At 70.5% G+C, this 21,551-nt stretch carries 21 protein-coding genes; 11 read left to right on the top strand and 10 right to left on the bottom strand.

Translation table 11 applies throughout. The annotated features are described in order from the left end of the window. Window positions 1-64: 64 nt before the first annotated feature. The 6 genes from OG959_RS16535 to OG959_RS16510 all read right to left on the bottom strand — a co-directional run bounded on the left by OG959_RS16535 (window position 65) and on the right by OG959_RS16510 (window position 9,408). Window positions 65-4,348, bottom strand: coding sequence for a S8 family serine peptidase (locus OG959_RS16535; protein WP_326659194.1), 4,284 nt, complete (start codon window positions 4,346-4,348; stop codon window positions 65-67). A gap of 155 nt (window positions 4,349-4,503) precedes the next feature. Continuing rightward, complete coding sequence (locus OG959_RS16530; protein WP_326659192.1) at window positions 4,504-5,319, bottom strand: hypothetical protein; 816 nt, start codon at window positions 5,317-5,319, stop codon at window positions 4,504-4,506. A 1,303-nt stretch (window positions 5,320-6,622) separates the two neighbouring features. After that, window positions 6,623-7,678, bottom strand: a complete 1,056-nt coding sequence (locus tag OG959_RS16525; RefSeq protein WP_326659190.1) for a CU044_5270 family protein — start codon at window positions 7,676-7,678, stop codon at window positions 6,623-6,625. Continuing rightward, the gene (locus tag OG959_RS16520) at window positions 7,675-8,250 is read right to left on the bottom strand and encodes an RNA polymerase sigma factor (RefSeq protein ID WP_326659188.1); all 576 of its coding nucleotides are present in this window, start codon (window positions 8,248-8,250) and stop codon (window positions 7,675-7,677) included. The genes OG959_RS16525 and OG959_RS16520 overlap by 4 nt, the downstream gene beginning before the upstream one ends. A 77-nt stretch (window positions 8,251-8,327) precedes the next feature. Then, window positions 8,328-8,585, bottom strand: coding sequence for a DUF397 domain-containing protein (locus tag OG959_RS16515; protein WP_326659186.1), 258 nt, complete (start codon window positions 8,583-8,585; stop codon window positions 8,328-8,330). Beyond that, entirely contained in the window at window positions 8,566-9,408 is an 843-nt protein-coding gene (locus OG959_RS16510; protein ID WP_326659183.1) for a helix-turn-helix domain-containing protein, read from the bottom strand. Before OG959_RS16510 ends, OG959_RS16515 begins: the two co-directional genes overlap by 20 nt. Window positions 9,409-9,521: 113 nt before the next feature. Here OG959_RS16510 and OG959_RS16505 point away from each other — a divergent pair, with 113 nt between their 5' ends. The 3 genes from OG959_RS16505 to OG959_RS16495 all read left to right on the top strand — a co-directional run bounded on the left by OG959_RS16505 (window position 9,522) and on the right by OG959_RS16495 (window position 12,231). Then, window positions 9,522-9,764, top strand: coding sequence for a hypothetical protein (locus tag OG959_RS16505; protein ID WP_326659181.1), 243 nt, complete (start codon window positions 9,522-9,524; stop codon window positions 9,762-9,764). Then, window positions 9,754-9,996, top strand: coding sequence for a hypothetical protein (locus tag OG959_RS16500; RefSeq protein WP_326659179.1), 243 nt, complete (start codon window positions 9,754-9,756; stop codon window positions 9,994-9,996). Before OG959_RS16505 ends, OG959_RS16500 begins: the two co-directional genes overlap by 11 nt. Before the next feature lie 180 nt (window positions 9,997-10,176). Continuing rightward, on the top strand, window positions 10,177-12,231 hold the full coding sequence (locus OG959_RS16495) for a glycosyl hydrolase family 28-related protein (RefSeq protein ID WP_326659177.1): 2,055 nt from the start codon (window positions 10,177-10,179) through the stop codon (window positions 12,229-12,231). Between the two features lie 71 nt (window positions 12,232-12,302). Here OG959_RS16495 and OG959_RS16490 read toward each other — a convergent pair whose 3' ends face one another. Beyond that, window positions 12,303-12,722, bottom strand: a complete 420-nt coding sequence (locus tag OG959_RS16490; RefSeq protein ID WP_326659175.1) for a PIN domain nuclease — start codon at window positions 12,720-12,722, stop codon at window positions 12,303-12,305. Continuing rightward, window positions 12,722-12,964 carry a type II toxin-antitoxin system VapB family antitoxin gene (locus OG959_RS16485; protein WP_326659173.1) on the bottom strand — a complete coding sequence of 81 codons (243 nt, stop codon included), beginning with the start codon at window positions 12,962-12,964 and terminating at the stop codon, window positions 12,722-12,724. Before OG959_RS16485 ends, OG959_RS16490 begins: the two co-directional genes overlap by 1 nt. Window positions 12,965-13,141: 177 nt before the next feature. Between OG959_RS16485 and OG959_RS16480 the strand changes: the two genes are divergently transcribed. The 4 genes from OG959_RS16480 to OG959_RS16465 all read left to right on the top strand — a co-directional run bounded on the left by OG959_RS16480 (window position 13,142) and on the right by OG959_RS16465 (window position 17,256). Continuing rightward, window positions 13,142-13,603, top strand: coding sequence for a helix-turn-helix transcriptional regulator (locus OG959_RS16480; protein WP_326659171.1), 462 nt, complete (start codon window positions 13,142-13,144; stop codon window positions 13,601-13,603). Window positions 13,604-13,613: 10 nt separating this feature from the next. Further along, window positions 13,614-14,024 (top strand): VOC family protein, encoded by a 411-nt coding sequence (locus OG959_RS16475; protein WP_326659169.1) that lies wholly within the window; start codon window positions 13,614-13,616, stop codon window positions 14,022-14,024. A gap of 87 nt (window positions 14,025-14,111) precedes the next feature. Continuing rightward, window positions 14,112-16,505 carry an excinuclease ABC subunit UvrA gene (locus tag OG959_RS16470; RefSeq protein ID WP_326659167.1) on the top strand — a complete coding sequence of 798 codons (2,394 nt, stop codon included), beginning with the start codon at window positions 14,112-14,114 and terminating at the stop codon, window positions 16,503-16,505. 277 nt (window positions 16,506-16,782) lie between these two features. Further along, window positions 16,783-17,256: a hypothetical protein gene (locus tag OG959_RS16465; RefSeq protein WP_326659165.1), complete on the top strand. Its 474-nt coding sequence runs from the start codon at window positions 16,783-16,785 to the stop codon at window positions 17,254-17,256. Window positions 17,257-17,410: 154 nt separating this feature from the next. On the opposite strand, the gene OG959_RS16460 is transcribed toward OG959_RS16465, so the two are convergent. Further along, complete coding sequence (locus OG959_RS16460) at window positions 17,411-17,767, bottom strand: hypothetical protein (protein ID WP_326659163.1); 357 nt, start codon at window positions 17,765-17,767, stop codon at window positions 17,411-17,413. A 327-nt stretch (window positions 17,768-18,094) separates the two neighbouring features. On the opposite strand from OG959_RS16460, the gene OG959_RS16455 reads away from it, so the two are divergent. The 3 genes from OG959_RS16455 (at window position 18,095) to OG959_RS16445 (ending at window position 20,181) form a co-directional block, all read left to right on the top strand. Beyond that, on the top strand, window positions 18,095-18,340 hold the full coding sequence (locus OG959_RS16455) for a hypothetical protein (RefSeq protein ID WP_326659161.1): 246 nt from the start codon (window positions 18,095-18,097) through the stop codon (window positions 18,338-18,340). A 104-nt stretch (window positions 18,341-18,444) separates the two neighbouring features. After that, window positions 18,445-19,260: an inositol monophosphatase family protein gene (locus OG959_RS16450; protein ID WP_326659159.1), complete on the top strand. Its 816-nt coding sequence runs from the start codon at window positions 18,445-18,447 to the stop codon at window positions 19,258-19,260. A gap of 36 nt (window positions 19,261-19,296) precedes the next feature. Continuing rightward, window positions 19,297-20,181: an EamA family transporter gene (locus OG959_RS16445; protein ID WP_326659157.1), complete on the top strand. Its 885-nt coding sequence runs from the start codon at window positions 19,297-19,299 to the stop codon at window positions 20,179-20,181. 53 nt (window positions 20,182-20,234) lie between these two features. Here OG959_RS16445 and OG959_RS16440 read toward each other — a convergent pair whose 3' ends face one another. Next, window positions 20,235-20,747 (bottom strand): BP74-related protein, encoded by a 513-nt coding sequence (locus OG959_RS16440; protein WP_326659155.1) that lies wholly within the window; start codon window positions 20,745-20,747, stop codon window positions 20,235-20,237. Between the two features lie 178 nt (window positions 20,748-20,925). Between OG959_RS16440 and OG959_RS16435 the strand changes: the two genes are divergently transcribed. After that, window positions 20,926-21,531: a Uma2 family endonuclease gene (locus OG959_RS16435; protein ID WP_326659153.1), complete on the top strand. Its 606-nt coding sequence runs from the start codon at window positions 20,926-20,928 to the stop codon at window positions 21,529-21,531. Window positions 21,532-21,551 lie beyond the last annotated feature (20 nt).

The following is a 21,551-nucleotide window of genomic DNA, read 5'->3' as shown; positions in this document are numbered from 1 at the left end:
CCGGCCGGGTGAGGCGCAGGTGCCTTCCCGGCTGTCCGCGAGCGGGCAGCCGGGAGGGACACGGTCAGGACGGCAGCTTGGCGATGACGATCTTCGTCGATCCCTGGGCCGTCACGTCGGTGGCGTAGAACGCCACCTCACCCCGGTTGTTGATGCCGAGGCCCTCCAGGGCCACCCAGTGCTTGCGGTCCACCATGGAGCCGATGTCGTACATCCGGCCCTGCGGGTCCCACAGCACCGCCGTCTCGACATCGGGCTCGAACTCGGCGGTGCCGGCGATCCAGCCGGCTTCGTTCACCGCCAGCGCCTGGGCGTCGAAGCCCATGTCGGGCAGCCGGGTCATGGTGCCGCCCGGCTTCAGGACGAACGCGTCGTCGCCGCTCTTGCCGACGATCACACCGGACGCGTTGACGCCCTCGGCGGTGCTGTCGGTCATGCCGGGCAGCGTGCCCAGGTCGGTGACCGAACCGTCCATGCTCCACTTCACCGCGTGGCGGACGCCCGCCTTGTACGAGTGGCCGACGATGACGCCCGACTCGTTGATCGCGAGCGGCTCGGTCAGGGTGCGCTGGTCGGTCAGGTGCTGCAGCCTGCGGAACCCGTCCTTCGCGGACCAGATGAACGGGTCGTTGACCTGGAGGCTGCCGCCGGTCGCCGGGTTCTTGATGTACCCCGTGGCGTTGCCGACGACGTTACCGGCGTTGTCGACCGCGAAGCCGCGGTCGAAGCTGTACGCCTCCCAGTCCGGCAGCGGCAGCGTGGTGAGCTTGCCGTCCGCGTCCCACACGGCGCCGCGGGTGCCGCCGGCCGTCAGCGTCACCTGACCCGTGGTGTACGCGCCGGACCTGCTCAGGCCCAGGGCGCTGCCGTTGCGCACCCCGGTGTTGTCGAGCAGCGTGACGCCGTGCTCGGCGTCCCAGCGGACCGGCCGGGTGACCGCGGAGACCTGCGCCGAACCGGCCACCTGCCCCTGGTCGTTGAAGCCGAAGCCGCTGGCCGGGCCGAAGGACCCGGTGACGTCGAGGGACGGCACGGTGACGTTGCCGAGCAGCACGTCCGCGCTGCCCAGGGGCGTACCCGCGTCGTTCGCCATCGAGAACCGGCCGACCAGACGGCGGCCGGCCGGGGGCACGGTCTCCGCGACGAGGCGCCCGGCGATCTTCATGGACTGTCCCGTGGCCAGCTTCACCGGCTTCTCGTCGTCCACCGTCACCGCACCCAGCGACTTCGAGAACATCGTGTCCTGGATGTCGAACTCGGTGGAGCCGGAGGGCACGTCGGTGCCCGCGATGTACAGGTAGTAGTAGCCGGGCTTCGGGTTGTTGATGGTCAGCGACTCACGCGAGCCGCCGTGGGTGGACGAGGCGACCAGGGCACCGGACTGGGCGACCAGGTACAGGTCGAGGTCGGCGTCCTTGTCGGAGGCGTTGCCCAGCACGACCTCCAGGCGGGTCGCGTCGCGCGGCACCGTGATCTGCTTGCCGGTCGTCGCCTGGGAGGCGACGGTGGGCCGGGCCTGGGCCAGGGCGCCGAGCGAGCCGCCGGTCGCGTGCGCGGTCACCGGCGCGAACCGGTTGACGGCGGTGAAGGCCTGCTCGGTGGGCGCGTGCAGGGCGGCCTCGGCGACCACGGACGACGCCGGGTCGAACGCGGCACCCTGAACGGACGCGCTCAGCCGGTACGGGTTCTCCATGACGGGCGACGTGCGCCGCGCCTCCACCTCGAACTCCCAGATGCCGGGCATCGGCTGCTCGTAGGTGCGCGAGGCAGGGTCGCAGGTCCCGGCGTCCGAGAAGTTCGTGTAGCAGAGGCTGACGGCGGTCTCGTCCACGGGCATGCCCTGCGGGTCGATGGCGAGGAACCGGGTCTGGCTGTCGCCCGCGATCCCGCTCAGGTCCACCTTCAGCGCCGAGGCGCCCTCGGCCACGGACACGAACACGGAACGCGTCTGGTTGCGGTCCACCGAACCCTTGGCGCTGATCGTGTACGAGGACTTCGCCGGGTCGGCGGCGGCCACGACGGTGACCGGGACGAGCTTGTCGACACCGGGGGTCGTCGGGTCGTCGACGCGCAGCAGCGCCGAGTGCGCACCGGTGGAGCCGGTACGCGCGCGGACGGTGACGGTGGTCGCCCTGCCCTTGCCGAGCAGCACGACGGGCGGGGCGCTGAACGTCCCGTCATTGCCCAGCCACGACAGCAGTGCGACACCGCTGCCGGAGCCGGTACGGGTCAGCCGGACGTCGTACGCCTTGGTGCTGCCGGTGGTCTGGCCGCCGTCGCCGGGGGAGCACCGGTTGTACACGCCGGTGCCGGACTTCGGGGTGGCGAGCATTCCGGCGAGCGCCCCGCACACGGGGGCGTCGACGGTGTACGACGTCGGCTCGGCGCCCTTGGCGAGCAGCTTCCACGCCTTCGGAACGTTGATGAGTCCCGCGCCCTGCGCATACGCGGGCTGGTCGGCGAGGAACGTCGCCGAGCTCGTCAGCGCGGAGCGCAGCGCGGCCGGCGTCACCTTCGTACCGGAGCGCCGAGCGGCCGACAGGAGCAGCGCGACATCGCCCGCGGCCTGCGGGGACGCCATCGACGTACCGTTGAACATGCCGTATCCGGCGGGCAGTTCATAGCCGGCGTCGGGCACGCTCTCGCCGGGCATCCAGGTGGGTATGGACGACACGGCGGCGCCCGGGGCGACGACCTCCGGCTTCATGCCGCCGTCCTCGCGCGGTCCGCGCGCGGAGAACGGGAACAGGGACTGGGAGGCGCGCACCCGGGAGCCGTAATCGGCCCACCAGGTGTCCTTGCTGACGGACGCGCCGACCGCGAGCACCTTGTCGGAGACGGCGGGGTCGGAGACGGTGTTCATGCCGGGCCCGTCGTTGCCGGCCGACGACACGATCTGGACGCCGTAGTCGTCGATGAGCCGGTTGTAGAGCACGGACCGTACGTTGTTGCCGTCGTTGAGGGCGGGCAGTCCGCCGATCGACAGGTTGACGACGTCGACGTGCTGGTTCACGACCACGTCGATCATGCCCTCGGCGAGTGCGTACGCCGTGCAGCCGGACGCGAACAGGCACACGCGCTCGGAGACGATCTTCGCGCCGGGCGCGGCGCCGTTCATCTTCCCGCCGAACAGGCTGTTGCCCGCGCTGATCCCGGCGACGTGCGTGGCGTGCGCGCCCGAGACGATGCCGATGTTCACGTAGTCGGCACTCTTGCCGGCGTTGGTGCCGCCCAGCGGCGACAGGTCCACGTCGTCGCGGTACTCGACGGTGAACGGCATCGACTCGGCGACGGGGGTGCTCGGGTCGTCCGTGCCGAACGAGGCGAACTTCCCGCTCTGCGCGTACGGTTCGACGACGTCGCCGTCGCCGAAGGTGTGGTCCAGGTCGGCGTCGACCCACACGCGGTGGTCGGCGGGCCGGTAGAGGACGGCGAAGGTGTCCTTGTAGTCGCCGTCGCGGTTCACGTCGCCGCCCAGCTCGCCGCCGTACGTCGTGCTCTCGGCGAAGGTCTGGAACTCGTACGCACCGTCCGGCGCCTTGTAGTCCACGCTGCCGACGCGGAACGCGCCGCCGGTGGCGGTGACGTTGCGGCTCATCTGGAGCCACGTCGGGTCGCCGTCGGTGAGCGGGTCGGTCGCCGTGAGCCAGTTCTTGATCTTCGGCTCGCCGGTCGTGGTCTTCTGCAGCGCCGGATGCGCGGCGTCCACGCCGGTGTCCAGGATGCCGATGGTCACGCCGCGCCCGTCCCAGTCGCGGTGGGCGGACGTGAAGTCGGTGGCGCCCGTCTCGCCGGTGGGCAGATACGGGTTGTCGGCTGGGGTCCCCTTGCCGGGCGCGGCGGGAGTGCTGCCGCTCTCCGTGCCGGACGAGTGGTCCTGCTTCCGGTCCTCACCGGTGACCGGTGACGGGTCGGGGATCTTGAACGTCTCGTTCAGGTCGACGGCGCGGACCGAGGACAGTGCGGCCAGCTCGGAGACCTTGCCGGTGGGCACGGTGGCGCGCACGTACCCGAGCTTGTCGGTGACCTCGCCGACGGTGCCGCCGAGCTGGGTGATGCGGCGGCGCACGTCGGCCGTGTCACCGCGATCGGTGGCCAGCAGCAGGGTGACCGTGGCGGCCTTCTTGCTCTCGGCCTTCTGGAGCAGGGTGCGGTCGTGCGAACCGAGCTTGTCCCGCTCGGACTTGAGGGCCTGCTTCGGCACATCGGGTACGGCGGCGCCCAGTGGGCGCGGCACAGGAGCCGCTTGGGCGGGAAGAGCGGACAGGCCCAACAGGGGACCGGTCAGCCCGGCTGCGAGGACGGCGGCGGTGAGCCGTCGTCTGGCAGGGGTTGTTTTGCGGGACATGGTTGTCCTGCTCCTTCCGGGGTGTGTGTGCTCCCCGGGTCTACAGAGTCGGACGGGCGCGGCGCACCAGATGGAGGTGGCGACAATTCGACATGTCGTAGAGCCGCCATGGAACGGGGCAGGGCGCTACCGGTGAGGGCGGTTCCGCCCGGGTGTCACCTGCGGGTGCGGTCCGCTCGCGGGACCAGCCCCGCCCGCACCGCGCTCATCCTGGCCCGCACGCCCTGTACGGGAACGGCCCCCGCCGGACCGCCGGTTACTTCGGCGGGCTTGCCCCGGCACGCGCCGCAGATGCCGCCGCGCAGAGCCTCGGGACTTCCGGGGGCCCGGCACTCGCGGCACTCCAGGGTCCGCAGGACGACCTGGCGTGCGGGGGCGATGCGTGCGGGCGGCAGCTTTTCGAGCAGCCTCCGGTCGACGAACGCGACCGGACTGTAGATCTCCACGGGCAGCCCCTGGGTCAGGGCGCACATGATCTCCGCCTCGGTGGCGCCCCGCTCGAACCACTCGCTGACCTGCGGTTCCAGCCGCACGCAGTGCGCTTCGGACAGCGACAGCGAAGGCGCGGCCTTTCCGAGCGCGGCCAGCAGGATGAACGCCCGGGAGCGGGTGGGCCGTTGCTGCTCCTGCGGTACGTCGCCCCGGGTGTACGCCGCCCACCACTCGTCGCCGCGGGAGGTACGGGAGAAGAACGTACGCGTCACCCAGATCAGCGCCTCCTCGGTCGCGACGCACTCACTGCCACGGCGCAGGTGACCCGCCTCCTGGAGCCGGTTCAGCGTGGTCCGCAGCGCGCACTGCCCGTACGGCAGCACCTTGGCGAGCATCTTCACGGAGATGTCGGCGCCGTCGCACAGCCCGTCGATGTACGCGGCGATGGCGGCGTCACGGGGGAGGAGGTGTGAGAAGTCGTGGCCGGTGCGCGGGCGTTGATCCGGGGCCGAACGCTTGCCGTATCCGGGGTTCGCCATCGGATGGCCGAGCGTGGGCGCGGGGCCGGGCGCGGGAAAAGGGGCAGCACTAAGCTGGCTGGCAGCCATGAGATCGCTCTTTCGATCGTCCTGGTCAGGCCCCTGCTCGGTGTTTGCGCACCGGCGGGGGCCGTCGTGTCCCGGCTGACGCTAGAGCGTCGCTACCCTCCGTCGCGAGTCGATCGCGGAAAGTCAACCCGCCAGGCAGGGAGGGTGGGTGGGAATCAATCCCGCCACCCATTCCGCTGAAAGAGCGCTCGGATCTCGGGGCTTGAGCCCCGAGCCGGGAAGCGGCGCAGGGCCCCTGAGCGCGGCTCGTGGCTGTCGGGAGCGTAACCGGGGGCGGGATCGGGGCGAGACGATTCCTGAGGGCGGGTGTGGCGTGGTCCGAGCATGTGGCGGTGCACGACGGGGTTCGGCTTGTCTGCCGGGACCGGAGCGGGCCCCGGGGGAGCCGGTCGTGCTGCTGCACGGCTTGGCCCGTCATGTGGGTGAGTGGGAGGTGGTGGCCCCGCGGCTGGATGCCCGATACCGAGTCGTCGCGGTCGGTCTGCGCGGGCACGGTGCGCGGGAGGGGCGTCCGTACGCACGGACATCCACTTCGGGCCGCTCCAACTCGCCGTCAGCTGGGTCTGCTTGAGGTGACTCCGAACGTCATTCTGAAATGATCGCTCATCATCAGTCGATCTCGGCAACTCGACGGCAGTCGCCACCACTCCCTCGGCCCCTGGTGGATGCTGCTCTCAACGGCGGTCGTTGCCGCCGCCACCCCCACGGCCTCCGGTGAACGCGGAGATGATCCAGATCACCAGCATGACGAGGAAGAACACGACGATGATCGTCGGGAGCGCGGAAGCCATCCTGGTCCTCCAGGGAGTATGAGCGCCCAGGTCCGAAGTAGGCGCGCGAATGCGAGGGTTGAGGGTATGTGGAGGTGCTCGGGGTGGAGGTCCCCGAGCACTCGTCCTGCACCGGATCTTCACTCCGGGACGTACTCGCCGCATGGGTGCGGGAAGCCCGGGGCGTTGTCAGTGGCCCGGATATCGCCGTCAGAGCCATCGGCGCGAACGCCGGACCAGCCCTGCGGGGCACCCGCCGTGACGGGCCCGTCCACCTGAGGCGTCACGCGCTGACCGCCCTGGCCCTCGTCGGTGGCACGGACCAGTTCGACCGGCGTGACCGACAGGCCGGCTGATCGCCATCCGGAGCCGTGCCCGCAGCACTCTCCCCACCGAACCGCGCGCCCTGATCTCCCCGAGCGTGCACGTGATCGACCGCTGGTGAGGACGGCACGGCCGGGGATTCAGCGTGTCTTCGGAGAAGGAGTCACCACCGGCGGCTGCTCCTGCACGATGCCCGAGGAGTCCGGGGCGGAGCCACCGGGCACCTGGCCGGGACGGTCGACGATGCCGGTCGCCACACGGGCGTAGGAGGTGAACATGCGGCGGCCATTCGGTCCTGGATAGCTGGAGCCGTGGTACGCGTAGGTGCGGGGGGCCAGGAAGAGGTAGCGCCCGGTGCGCGAGCCGTCCGGGGACTCAAGCGTGAGAGTGACCCCTGACCGGCCGGCGGCGTCTCGCATCGGTGGGCTGACCAGCTTGGTTCCGGGGATCAGCGCCAGTGCGCGGTAAAGCGCGGCGTTGACCCGGGGAGGGATGTTCGATGCCTTCTCCAGAATGTTGACGATCCTGTCGAACCGCGCTGCCGGGGTGACGGCCAGCGTCTCGGCCTGGAAGCCATGGACGGTTGCCACGTTGCCGCCGGAGACGAAGAGGGGTTCCGGCCCGTCGGCGAAGAAAGCGTCGGCACTCACCCGCTCAAGGAGCTTGCGTGGGTCGGTGGGCATCCGGGACAGGACCTCGCGGGTCTCCCGTGGGCTGCTCCCGACCTTCCCCGGCTTCGGAACCTGAGTGGTCACCCAGACGACATCGCGGTCGCCCTTGGGGGTTGTCATCGCTCTCCTGCCCCCGTCGTACCGCACCCAGGAAGGGGAGTGCAGGCAGGGCTTTCCGCAGACCACATTGTCGGTGTATACCCACTGGTCGGGCCTGGGTTCCTTGTCCGAGCCCTTCGCGGCGTTGACCGCAGCCGCGTTCAGCACCTGGGCCACCGTCATGGCGCGCACCGGCTCCGTCGGCGCGCCCTGTCCGGCTGAGGTGGCAACGATGGCGGCGGCCGCCGCGCCCGCGGCCAGGCTCACCCACGCGGTCCGTCGTACGCCCGGACGCGCGAGGAGCCGTGGGGCGGCCACCGGCGTGTCATTCCCGGACGCCTCCGCTGCGGCCTGCTCGGCCCGCGCCTTTTCCAGGAGGGCCAGTTCCGTACCGAGTCGCTGCTTGAATCCGACCGGGGTGTTCATCGGGTGACCTCCGCAAGTGGGGCGCTGAAAGCGTCGGAAGGGGTGGTGCGCCCGGCACGCAGCGCGGCCCGGGCACGGTGCAGGCGGACACGGGCGGTCGCCTGGGAGATCCGGAGTGCCTTCGCGGCCTCCTTGGTGGTCAGGCCGTCGACCGCGACCAGGTCGATCACCGCGCGCAGCGGCTCGGACAGCACGGCGTGCTGGGCCAGCAGGTCCCGGGCCTCCCGCTCGGCGTCGATGCGCTCCTCGAAGCGCTGTACGTCCTGCTCGTCCAGCAGCCGGTGCCCCTGCAACGCGGCCACCGCCTTCCGCTCGCGGGCCGCGTTGCGGGCATACGACGCCACCGTGTTGCGAGCGATGCCGTAGAGCCACACCAGATGCGTACCGCGCCTGGAGTCGTAGCCCTCGAAGGCCTCCAGCGCGGTGACGAAGACGTCGGCGGTGAGGTCGGCAGCCAGGTGCCGGTCGGCGGTTCTGCGGGTGATGAAGCCGAGAATGGCATCGAAATGAGCCTCATAGACCTCGCCGAACGGTGTCCGGCTCCGTCCGGGCTCGTGCGTGGGTATCTGCACGCGGGACCTCCAGTGAGGATCGGCAGTCTGTCACCCATCCATTGGCACGCAGGCCGCGAAGCGTTACTTCACGCAGGTCAGAGGCTCGCCACGAAGGCCGCCCAGGCCGCCGGTCGGAACATCAGCGCGGGGCCGTCGGTCACCTTGGAGTCGCGGACGGGGACGATCTCGGGGACACCGTCGAGGACTTCGAGGCAGTCGCCGCCGTCGCCACCGCTGTACGTGGACTTGCGCCAGGTGGCTACCTCCAGGCAGTCCCCGCCACTTCCGCCGCTGTACGAGGACTTGTGCCAGGTCGCCGTGGACAGGTCGTAGTCAGAACCGCTGAGCTTCATGCTCGTAATCCTCCGCCACCGACTCGATCAAGGCCAGGGACGCTGCCGGTGAGATCGCGCTGGCCACCACCAGATCGTAGGTCAGTTCGTACTGGTGGACCGAAGCTGGATCGTCCTGCAACTGCCCAGTTCCCAGGCCCTGTAGATAGGCAAGCGGCGGTGCATCGGAGAAGGTCATCAGCTTGAGCGAGCCTTCGAGTGCCCTATGAGCGCCGGCCGAGTAGGGCAGCACTTGCGCGATGATCCGATGGTGCCGGATCAGCCCGGCGATATGCCGAAGAGCGTCCGCCATGACCGCGGGATCGCCCACCACCCGGCGTAACACCGCCTCGTCCAGCACCACCCACAACAGCGGGGATGTTGGATCGGCGAGGATCTCGGCGCGCTCCAGCCGAGTCGTCACCAGCTCGTCGATGACGCTCTCCACCGCCGTCGGCCGGTACGCCCGGAACACCGCCCGCGCATACGCCTCCGTCTGCAACAGCCCGGGCACGAGCTGAGGCGCGTACTCCCGGATCGCCTCCGCGCGGGCCTCCGCCTCCGCGGCCTCCGCGAAGTGTTCCGGGTACTTCGACCTCTTCAGCGCCGCGCAGTTCCGTACGAAGAACCCGGCCGCGCCCAGTACCTCGTCGAACTTCTCCGCCTGATCCATCTGCATTCGCCGCACCCCGGACTCCAGCTGCCCGATGAAGGAGCCGCTGACGAAGAGCGGGGCGCCGAGGTCGGTCTGGGAGAGGCCCGCGTCCTCTCTTCGGTGGCGGAGTTCTGCGCCGAGAAGGGCGCGTGGCGAGGAGGAGGGGTCGAGCTTTCTGGGACCTGGCATGACAACTCCCTGTGGCACACGTGTGGTTGTTGGAACCGCACCTCTTCCAGGCTAACGAGTGATTGGACACGCTGGGTATGCATCAGAACTACTCAGAGTGGAAGGAATGGATCATGACGACTACGGAACGGCGCGAAGCGGCAGTGGGCAGGGTGCGGGAGGCCGAGGAAGTGGTGGCGCGGTTGCGTGGGGGGTTCGCGGGGGTCGGGATCGTGCTGCCGTCACTGCGGATCGACCCGCTCTCCTACGCGGGTGACGGGCCCGTCGCGCTCGTCGACCTGGGGCGCTGCAACCTCGACACGGCGTTGCGGCTGTCGCGGGTGCTGGAGGGGCAGGGGGCAGGTCATGGCGGCTGAGGCCGGCGACCTGGAGGCGTGTACGCCGGAGCCCGGGGCGTTCGCGGTCGATGCGCGGGACGGGCGGGTCGGCCGGGTGATGGGGCGGGTCGGCCCGTATGTGCAGCTGCGTCCTCCCGGCGGCGGGGCGGAGTGGGACTGCCCGCCCGGCTGTGTCCGGTCGGCGCCGCCGGGGCTCGTACTGCGGGCGCGGGTGGCGGAGGTCAACCGGGAGGGGCAGTTGCCTCGGTGAGGGAGGGGGCTTGGGGTGCCCGCAACGTTGCGGCTCGGCCACGCAAAAAGACGACTGTGCGGCGCAGCTGAACGTCAGGGTAGAGAAATCTCCTCGCAGGAGTCTTGTGGGGCGGGGTGTGCGGGTCCTACTGTCGCCCCACCCCCCGGACGCACCCCTCCCAAGAGAAACGGGCCTGCGATGTCACGGAAGTTCACCGGTTTCGGAACGCGGGCGCGAAGACCGCAACGCCCAACAGGCCTGTACGCGGCCACCGTTGCCTCGTTGACCGCAGTCGCGCTCGGCCTGGGCGTGCTGGCCGGTACGCCCGCGGGCGCGAACCCCGCCGCCGACCCGGCCCCCGTCGTCACCCGGGCCGCCCTCGACCCCGCGCTCGTCGCGGGGCGGGGCGCGAAGGTGGCGTTCGCCGAGCAGGAGGCGGAGAACGCCTCCACCACCGGCACCGTCATCGGGCCCGACCGCACCGCGTACACGCTCCCGGCCGAGGCGTCCGGCCGTAAGGCGGTCAGGCTGACCCCGGGCGAGCACGTCGAGTTCACGCTCCCGGCCGCGGCCAATGCGATCACCGTGCGCTACAGCATCCCGGACGCGCCGGGCGGCGGCGGGATCACGGCGCCGCTGGACGTCGCGGTGAACGGCAAGAAGCGCGCCGGCATGACGCTGACCTCGCAGTACTCCTGGCTGTACAACCAGTACCCGTTCTCCAACGATCCCGGCGCCGGGCTGCTCCACCCCGACTGGTGGATCACCGAGTGCTCCTGCGTGCCCGCTGCCACGACCCCGGCCCCGGTCATCGAGAAGCCGTTCCGGCCCAGTCACTTCTACGACGAGCAGCGCCTCCTGCTCGGCCGTACGTACCGCGCGGGCGACACCGTGCGGCTCACCGTGCCGGCCGGGAGCCGGGCCGCGTGGACGGTCGTCGACCTGCTGGACTCGGAGCTCGTCGGCCGGCCGCACATCGAACTCCTCGCCGCCAACGTCCTTGCCTTCGGGGCCGATCCGACCGGCCGGCGCGACGCGGCGGGCGCCATCGAGAAGGCCATCGCCTTCGCCCGGCGCACCCACCTCAAGGTGTACATCCCGCCGGGCACGTACCGCGTCGACCGGCACGTCGTCGTCGACGACGTCACGATCACCGGCGCCGGCAACTGGTACACGAAGATCAAGGGGCGCGAGGTCGCACTCGACGAGCCCGCCGCCGACGGCTCGACCCACACCGGCGTCGGGTTCTACGGCAAGGACGCGGCCGACGGCGGCAGCCGCAACGTCCACCTGTCCGGCTTCGCCATCGAGGGCGACGTACGCAGCCGCATCGACACCGACCAGGTCAACGGCATCGGCGGCGCGATGAGCGACTCGACCGTCGAGGGCCTGCACATCAGCCACACCAAGGTCGGCATGTGGTTCGACGGGCCGATGAAGAACCTGCGGATCAGCGGCAACATCATCGTCGACCAGATCGCCGACGCCATCAACTTCCACACCGGCGTGACCGATTCACGGGTGACACAGACCTTCGTACGCAACTCCGGCGACGACGGCCTGGCGATGTGGAGCGAGAAGACCGCCAACGCCCGTAACACCTTCGACCACAACACCGTCCAGAGCCCGGTCCTGGCCAACGGCATCGCGATCTACGGCGGCACCGACACCACCGTCTCGGACAACCTGGTCGCCGACCCGGTCCGCGAGGGCAGCGCCCTCCACATCGGCTCCCGCTTCGGCGCCGAACCGTTCGCCGGGAAGCTGAACCTCACGGACAACACGACGGTCCGGGCCGGCACGTACGAGCTGAACTGGAACATCGGGCTCGGCGCGCTCTGGATCTTCGCCCTGGACAAGAGCATCGACGCCGACATCCGGGTCACCGGTGACCACTACCTCGACAGCACCTACAACGCGATCATGCTCGTCTCCGACTGGGCCGTGAAGGACCAGTACGACATCGAGGGCGTCCATTTCAAGGACATCCGGGTCGACGGCACGGGCACCTCGGTGCTGAGCGCCCGCGCGGCGGGTGGCGCGAGTTTCGAGAACGTGGACGCGCGCAACGTGGGAGCGGTCGGCGTCAACAACTGCGGCTCGTTCAACTTCCCCGCGACCGGTTCGGAGTTCTCCCTCAGGGACGTGGGAGGCAACGACGGCGGCTGGCTCGCTCCCTGGCTGCTGCCCAACACGATCACCTGCGACGACCGGCCGGCGGTCGTCCCGCCGCCGGCGCCGGGGGCGTGGTGACGACGGCCTGACGGTTTGCCGCCCCCCACTCCCGGTCGCGGAAGGCCGCGGCCGGGAGTGGGGGGGCGACGTCACCGGTCGGCGCTGCCCGGAGGGACGACCCACTCGGCAGGCTGGCCGGTGACGGAGGAGATCATGTCGAAGTCGCCGTCGTAGTGAAGGACCGTCAGCCGGTTCAGTTCCGCCGTCGCGGCGATCAGCAGGTCCGGGAGCGACAGCGCGCGGTGGAAGCCCGCGTTGAGCGCGTGGCGCTGGACCTCCAGCGCACGGCTGACGATGTCGTCAGTCAGGTGCAGATAGTCGAAGGCATGGAGCCAGGTGCTGATCCGGGTCGCTTCGGCGGTGACCCGGGCGGAGTGGATCATCTCGTACTCGGTCGGCGGGCAGACGGCAAGCAGATAGCGCTCGTGCAGCGGCTTGAGCACCTGCTTGACGGCGGGCTTCGTCCAGCGCGCGAGCGCGGACTTGTCGATCAGGAAGCGGTCCTGCATCAGGCAGCCCGGCCCCCGCCACGCTTGAGGCTTCCGTCGGCGTGGCGGGGTCCGGTGTTCTCGACGATCTCGCTGAAGTCGAGCTCGCCGGCGTCCATGGCGTCGAAGCCCTCCTGCCGCAGATGGCGCTTGACCGCGTCCTCCATGGCGAGGCGCACGGCCTGGGCCTTGGTCTTGGTGCCGAATATGCGCATGGCCTCGGTCACCATGGCCTCGTCGAGATCGATGACCGTCCTGGCCATGTCGGCCACCTCCCGGGTTGTCCGCGTCTCCCCAAACGATATCGCGTGTTCGGGATGGGCGATATCGTTTCGGTGCTTCTGGTCGCTTACCTGCCCGGCAGCCGACAGGTGGGGCGACGCCGGACGGCGTGACGCGTACGCCGGACATTCGGCCGCCCTGCGTGCCACGATTCCAGGGTGACCAGCAGAACCGATCCCGCACAGCACCTGAGCGACCTCGCACGGCTCCGCCGCGTCCGGGACCGTATCGACAGGGAGTACGCGCAGCCGCTGGACGTCGAGGCGCTCGCCCGTGGCGTGCACATGTCGGCCGGGCATCTCAGCCGGGAGTTCCGGCGGGCCTACGGCGAGCCTCCGTACGGCTACCTCATGACCCGGCGCATCGAACGGGCGATGGCCCTGCTGCGCCGCGGTGACCTCAGCGTCACCGAGATCTGCTTCGAGGTCGGCTGCTCGTCCCTGGGTACGTTCAGCACCCGCTTCACCGAACTGGTCGGGGTTCCGCCCAGCGTCTACCGGCGTCAGGCGCAGGAGGCGGAGCGGGCCGAGCAGGCCGGTTCGGGAGTGCCGTCGTGTCTGGAGAAGCAGGTGACGCGACCGGTCAGGAATCGAGAAGCGCCCGCCCGTAAGCCGGATTAGCGTGACGGACATGGACATCAACATTCACTCCACCTTCCTTCCGCACGACGACCCGGACGCCTCGGTGGCCTTCTACCGTGACGTCCTCGGCTTCGAGGTACGGGGCGACGTCGGCCAGGGCGCGATGCGCTGGATCACGGTCGGACCCGTCGGGCAGCCCGGCACGTCGATCGTTCTGGAGCCGCCGTACGCGGACCCCTCCGTCACCGACGAGGAGCGCGCCACCGTCGTCGGGATGATGGCCAAGGGCACGTTCGCCCGTGTCCTGCTGGCCACGCCCGACCTCGACGGCACGTTCGAGAAGGTGCAGGCCGGTACCTCCGAGATCGTCCAGGAGCCGACCGAGCAGCCCTACGGCGTCCGCGACTTCGCCGTCCGGGATCCCGCGGGCAACCTGATCCGCGTCCAGGAACGGCGCTGATCCGTCCAGGCAACGACCACAGCCGTAAGCCGTACGAAGCAAGCCGACGGGACCGCGCGGGCGGTCCCGCCAACGGATGGAGACACGATGACCAGGGCCAAGAGGGCGGACACGGCGTCGGCCGTGCCGCACGTGGGCGACAGCCACGATCTGATCCGTGTGCACGGCGCGCGCGTGAACAACCTCAAGGACGTCAGCGTCGAGCTCCCGAAGCGCCGGCTGACGGTGTTCACCGGGGTCTCCGGCTCCGGCAAGAGCTCCCTGGTGTTCGGGACCATCGCCGCCGAGTCGCAGCGGCTCATCAACGAGACGTACAGCGCCTTCGTGCAGGGCTTCATGCCCACGCTGGCGCGGCCCGAGGTCGACGTACTCGAAGGGCTGACCACCGCGATCAGCGTCGACCAGCAGCGGATGGGCTCCGACCCCCGCTCCACGGTCGGCACCGCCACCGACGCCAACGCGATGCTCCGCATCCTGTTCAGCCGGCTCGGCAAGCCGCACATCGGGCCGCCGAGCGCGTACTCCTTCAACACCGCGTCGGTCCGGGCGACCGGCGCGATCACCGTCGAGCGCGGCAACAGGACCAAGGCGGAGAAGGCGACCTTCCAGCGCACCGGCGGGATGTGTGTGCGCTGCGAGGGCCGGGGCTCGGTCTCCGACATCGACCTCACCCAGCTCTACGACGACAGCAAGTCGCTCGCCGAGGGCGCGTTCACCATTCCCGGCTGGAAGTCGGACAGCCAGTGGACCGTGCAGGTCTACGCCCAGTCCGGCTTCGTCGACCCGGACAAGCCGATCGCCAAGTACACCAAGAAGGAGCTGCGGGACTTCCTTTACGGGGAAGCGGTCAAGGTCAAGGTCAACGGCGTCAACCTCACGTACGAGGGGCTGATCCCCAAGATCCAGAAGTCGTTCCTGTCCAAGGACAAGGAGGCGATGCAGCCGCACATCCGCGCCTTCGTGGAGCGCGCGGTCACCTTCACCACCTGTCCGGAGTGCGACGGTACGCGGCTGAGCGAGGGCGCCCGTTCCTCGAAGATCAAGCGGATCAGCATCGCCGACGCGTGCGCGATGGAGATCAGGGACCTCGCCGAATGGGTGCGCGGCGTCAACGACGCGTCGGTGGCGCCGCTGCTCGACGCGCTGCAGCAGACGCTCGACTCGTTCGTGGAGATCGGCCTCGGCTACCTCTCGCTCGACCGTCCCGCGGGCACGCTGTCGGGCGGCGAGGCGCAGCGCGTCAAGATGATCCGCCATCTCGGATCGTCGCTCACCGATGTCACCTACGTCTTCGACGAGCCCACGATCGGTCTGCACCCGCACGACATCGAGCGGATGAACAACCTGCTGCTGCGGCTGCGCGACAAGGGCAACACGGTGCTCGTCGTCGAGCACAAGCCGGAGACGATCGTGATCGCCGACCACGTCGTCGACCTCGGCCCGGGCGCCGGTTCGGGCGGCGGCACCATCTGCTTCGAGGGCACGGTCGAGGGGCTGCGGGCCAGCGACACGATCACCGGCCGGCACTTCGACGACCGGGCCGCCGTCAAGGAGACGGTGCGCGAGGCCACCGGTGCGATGGAGATCCGCGGGGCGACGGCGAACAACCTGCGCAAGGTCGACGTCGACATCCCGCTCGGGGTGCTGGTCGTCGTCACCGGTGTGGCCGGTTCCGGCAAGAGCTCGCTCGTGCACGGCTCGATTCCGGCGGGTGAGGGTGCCGTCTCGATCGACCAGAGCCCGATCCGTGGTTCGCGGCGCAGCAACCCGGCGACGTACACCGGACTGCTCGACCCGATCCGCAAGGCGTTCGCCAAGGAGAACGGCGTGAAGCCGGCGCTGTTCAGTGCCAACTCCGAGGGTGCCTGCCCCACCTGCAACGGTGCCGGCGTCATCTACATGGACCTGGCGATGATGGCCGGGGTCGCCACGCCGTGCGAGGACTGCGAGGGCAAGCGGTTCCAGGCGGCGGTCCTGGAGTACAAGCTCGGCGGCCGTGACATCAGCGAGGTCCTCGCGATGTCGGTGGCCGAGGCCGAGGAGTTCTTCGGCGCGGGCGAGGCGCACCTGCCGGCCGCACACCGCATCCTCGACCGGCTCGCCGACGTCGGCCTCGGCTACCTCAGCCTCGGCCAGCCGCTCACCACGCTGTCCGGGGGCGAGCGCCAACGCCTCAAGCTGGCGACCCACATGGGCGACAAGGGCGGGGTCTACGTCCTCGACGAGCCGACCACCGGACTCCATCTCGCCGACGTCGAGCAGCTGCTCGGTCTGCTGGACCGGCTCGTCGACTCCGGCAAGTCCGTCATCGTCGTCGAGCACCACCAGGCCGTGATGGCGCACGCCGACTGGATCATCGACCTCGGCCCCGGGGCCGGTCACGACGGCGGCAAGGTCGTCTTCGAGGGCACGCCCGCGGACCTCGTCGCCGCCCGCTCCACCCTCACGGGTGAGCACCTGGCGGCGTACGTGGGCGGCTGACGCCGCGCCGCAGTGGCGACTGGAGGGGCCCGGGGCTCAAGCCCCGGGCCCCTCCACCCGTTTCGGCACGGGGCTCAAGCCCTTGGCCCCTTCGCCCGTTCGGCACGGGGGCGTACGGGCCGGCCGGTGTGCGCCGCTCTGCTGCGAGTGCGCCCCGGCCGATGGTGTGGTGGTGGCGGGGTGGGGAACCGATTGTTTGTGATCTTGGGCAGGGCGGGCCGCGCGTCCGGCCCGAACCTCTTTCCTTCCCTTCCCTCACACCTGTACGAGGAGTCCCGTGCGTATCCGTTCGACCCTTTCCCTCGCCGCGTCCGCCGCGGCGGTCATGGCCCTCGCCACCCCGTCCCAGGCCGCCGACAACGGTTCGTACTTCATCCAGGACGCCCGCACCGGTGCGTGCCTGCTGACCAACGAGGGCTTGGTGGGCGGTCAGCTCGGAGCCTGCGGCAACGACGCGGTCTGGCAGGTCCGCAACCTGCCGAACGGTTCGGTGCAGCTGGCCAGTGGCCGGGAGGAGTCGCGCTGTCTGGGGCTGTCGCCGGTGAAGCTCCTCCCGCCGCCGGTGTTCCTGAGCCCGTGCGGTTCCTCGCCGGACCAGTGGACGATCGCGGGCCCGGACGAGGACGGAGCGCCGGTCGCCGTCCGGCTCACCGAGATCCCGCGCGCGGGCACGCTCACCCCGCGTGACGGCGACCGGGCGACGCTCGGCGGCAACGGCGCGCCCGAGTGGACGTTCACCCGGGTCGGCTAGGCAGCGGCCGTCCGCTTCCGGGGGCGGACGCGGACGCGGACGCGGATACGGATACGGATACGGATGCGGGCGGGGCACGGGCGTGGTGGGTCGACGCCCGGTGCTCCGCCCGTGGTCTGTGCGGGGGCGGGCGTTGCCCGGGTTCGTGTGTGCGTCAGAAGGTGATGACCGTGGCGCCTTCCAGGGTGAAGCGCAGGAACTCGTCCCGGGCCACCCGCAGGTGCAGCCCCCGCGCGGCGAGTCCCGCCTCGGTCCCGTCGGCCCGCGCCGCGTTGACGCAGGCGCCCACGGTCACGCCCTCGGCTATCAGTTCGTCGACCTGGCGGTTGAAGACCGCGCTCGCCCCGGAGGGCTCGGGGTCGCCGAGGAGGCGCTGGGCCGGCCCGAAGCACAGCACCTCGACGGTGGTGTCGTTCTCGGCCGCGACCTCCTGGATCCGCTGAGCGACGCGGGTCCCCGTCGTGATCGAGGCGTCGTCGTCGTGGAACACGTGAATGACCGTCTTCGGCATCTGTCGCAACCTTCCGCTCGGGTACCTGGCTGGGCAGGCGGAGCCCGAACGTATCAATCGTCTTGAGGGGTGGGACGTTTCGTCTCGCTTGTTGATACGGGTGGGAGATGCGGGCCGACATGCGGCGCCGGTGCGCCCGGAGCGTCCGGGCGGGCCGGTCCGGTGCGGCGAGCTCCGGTTCGGTATGCGGAGTGCCTGACCTGTGTCGATTTCGGGTTCGCGGAAGAATAGGCACGCTGAGTATGCATTTCGGTTACTCAGCGTGGAATGAATGGATCATGGAGATGAAGGAGCGGCACTGGCCGCTGTGCGGGAAGGCGGCCGGTCATGGCGGGTGACGGTGGCAGGAGCCCGGATGTCTCCGTGCCGGAGCGGGGGGCGTTCGCCGTCGACGAGCGGGACGGCCGGGTGGGCCGGGTGATGGGGTGGGTCGGGCCCTATGTGCAACTGCGCCCGCCCGGAGGCGGCGCGGAGTGGGACTGCCCGCCCGACTCCGTCCGTCCGGCCCCGCCGGGGCTCGCGCTGCGCGCGCGGGTCACCGAGATCAACCGCGAGGGGCAGCTGCCGAGATGAGGAGGCGGGGCGGTCCGGAGGTGCGCCGGGGTGTCTGCGGGCCGCCGATAGCCGGCGGCGGAGCCCGGGGTCGTGGGGGCAGGAGCCGCCGATAGCCTGCGGGCATGGTGAGCATGGGCACGGCAAGCGATGCGCAACTGGCCGTCGAAGCAGCGCAGGCGGGAGCGGTGGTGGTTCGTGGCATGTACGGGACGGTGCTGTCGCGCACGGAGAAGTCCGGCGGTGACTTCGCGACGGCCGCCGATCTCGCGGCCGAGCAGGCCATCCTCGACGCGCTGCGGACGGCCCGGCCCGAGGACGCCGTGACGGGCGAGGAGAGCGGGGACACCGGTGCGGCCGGTGCGGAGCGAAGGTGGCTGGTCGATCCGCTGTGCGGCACGCTGAACTACGCCGTGCGGAACATGCTGGTCGCGGTGAACGTCGCGCTGCGGGTCGGGTCCACCGTCACCGCGGCCGCGTCGGCCGACCCCTTCAGTGGCGAGGTGTTCTGGACCGACGGCACACACGCCCGTGTCCGGAGGGACGGTACGGACGAGGCGTTGTCGCCCTCGTCCGGCTCCCGGCTGGTCGACGTCAATCTGGACGCCCCCTTCCCGAGCGCACCGGACTTCCAGGCCGTACACCTGCTCGCCGCCCCGGAGTTCGCCGAGCGGTTCCGGCCGCGTGTCGTCTCCACCACGCTGGCCGTGGCCTGGGTCGCCGCCGGTCGCAGGGCCGCGTACGTCACCGACGGCGACCTGCGCGACAGCGTGCACTTCGCCGCCGGGATCGCGCTCTGCGAGGCCGCCGGCTGTGTGGTGACGGACCTCCACGGCCGGCCGGTGAACACCGGCGCGAACGGACTGATCGCGGGGGCCGACCCCGAGACGCACCAGGCGCTGCTGGAGATGGTGAAGGCGCAGGCTCCGGCCGGACGCTGACCCGTTCGTCCCCCCCTTCCGGAAAGGCGGCCCGCGATGCCGGTCGTTCTCGTGCTGCTGCTCGCCGGGACCTGGCTGCTCTCCGGCGCCCTGGTCACCGGCACGGAACCGCTGACCGTGGCGGTGGGCCGTACCGCCGTGTGCTGTCTGGTCCTGACCGCCGTCGCCGCGTCGTCCGCGAGCGGCCGGGCCGATCTGCGGCGGGCCGCCGCGCGGCCGGGGACCGTGTGGCTGCTCGGTCTGCTCGGCTTCGCCGGGTACGCGGCCGGCACGCTCCTCGCCATCCCGCGCATCGGCACCTCGCTCACCAACCTCGTCGTCGCGCTGATGCCGTGCGCCTCGGTGGCGGTCGGCGCGCTGTTCTTCGGTGAGCGGTCGGGGCTCCGCAAGGCGGCGGGCGCGGCCCTGGCCTGCGTAGCAGCCGCCGGATACGCGGCGCTGGGGGCGGATGCCGGGGACCTCGACGCGGTGGGGCTGCTGCTCGTGGCGGCCGCGACCGTCGCCTTCGCGGTGTACGGATTCCTGTACCGGGACCGGCTGTCCGGGCTGCCGCCGCTCGCCGTGCTGCCGGTGCTGCTCGCCGCCGCCACCTGTCTGCTGCTCCCGATGTCCCTGCCCGCGCTGATCGCGCACCCGCCCACCCCTGCGGCGACCGGCGGCATCGTGCTGCTGGGCGCCGCGGTCTACGCGCCCGCCTACCTCGTGCAGCACCGGCTCATCCTGCTCCGCGGCCCGGTCTTCACGGCCGCCGTGCAACTGGCCGTCCCCTTCACCGTCCGCCTCGGTGACTGGGCCCTGGGCACGGCACCCGCCCCGTCGCCCGCCGAACTGCTGCTGCTGACGGTGTGCTGCGCCGGTATCGCGCTCGTCACCGTCGGGACGGGGAGCCGGTCCGTCGAGCCGGCCCCCTCCGGCCGGTGAGCGCAGGGAGGGCGGCGCCCCTGTCGGGGTGCCGCCCTCCCGTGAAGCCGGTGCTACGGGGCCGGGACTTCCCGGACGAGCGTCGAGGTCCAGGGGCAGAAGACGTTACCGGGCAGGAAGGGGCCGCCCGCCTCGTCGAGGTGGTCCTCGACGTACGGCACCGTCGCGTCGCAGATCTCGATGGCGTAGTCGAAGAAGCTCACGGTCTGCGGGTCGTAGTGGAAGCTCCACTGCGGGTTGTAGCCGGCCGGGCGCTTCACGATGCGGCCGACGACGTGCGGCCGCTCCGTGGTCTCACCGTTGACCAGGTCCCTGGCGTGGTTGATCTCGCGCTCCTCGACCAGCTTCACGATGAACGTGCTCCGCGTGATGTCGGTCATCTCGAAGTACGCGGGCGCGACCGCCGCGTCACGCGCCCCCTCCCGGCTCTGGGTGGCCTGGGCGGGCTGGGCCGCGGTGAAGGCGAGCACGGCCACGGCGGCGAGGCTCGCGGTCTTGGTGAAGAGGTGTCGCATGACGATCTCCAGGGGTGCGGGGCGGCCATGATGATCATGGTCGCTCGTCACGGAAGGTAGCGAAACAATTACGGAAAGTGAAATCAACGCGCTGCCGAATGGCCCGTCCTGGAGTGCGGGGTGTTCGGTGCGCCGGTCACACGATCGTGGGACGCTGAGAAAAGCGGCCCGGCGCCGCTGAATCGTCGATCTACGCTCCCCGGACAGGCTTCAGGAGAAGGGACCCGCGATGACCGCCGCGATGGTCGAGCACCAGCAGGACTCTGAAGGCCGCCCGTGGGACTACCTGCTGCGCACCTGGCAGGAACTGGACGTGCCCGAGGGGTGGCGCGCCGAGATCGACGAAGGGCAGATCGTCTTGGTACCGCCGCCACACGCGCATCACAACGGCATCGCCGACAAGGTGCAGCGCCGGCTCTACACGCACTTGCCCGACGAGCTGGGGATCTACCAGACACTGGGGGTTCACGTGGCGCCCCTCGACAAGTTGTACGTTCCCGACCTCGTGGTCATGCCGGCCGAGTTGATCGATGCGGCCGACCCCGAGACCAGCGACCCGATAGACGCGTCGGAGGCGCTTCTCGTCGTCGAGATCACCTCGAAGGGCAACGCCCGCGACGACCGCACCAAGAAGTACCGCGCCTACGCCCGCGTCGGTGTGCCGATGTACCTGCTGATCGACCGGTTCGACACCCGGGGGCCCATGGCGACGCTGTTCACGGAGCCCAACGAGGACGGTACGTACAAGCGCTCCGACCCCGTGCCGTTCGGTAAGCCGCTCGCGCTGCCGGCGCCCTTCGACGTCACGCTGGCCACGGACGCCTTTCCGGTCTGAGGCGGACAGCGGAACGGCGG

The organism is Streptomyces sp. NBC_00385 (assembly GCF_035917155.1).
Lineage (GTDB): Bacteria > Actinomycetota > Actinomycetes > Streptomycetales > Streptomycetaceae > Streptomyces > Streptomyces poriferorum.
The sequence above is the reverse complement of the archived record's forward strand: the minus strand, read 5'-3'. Positions and strand labels throughout refer to the sequence as shown.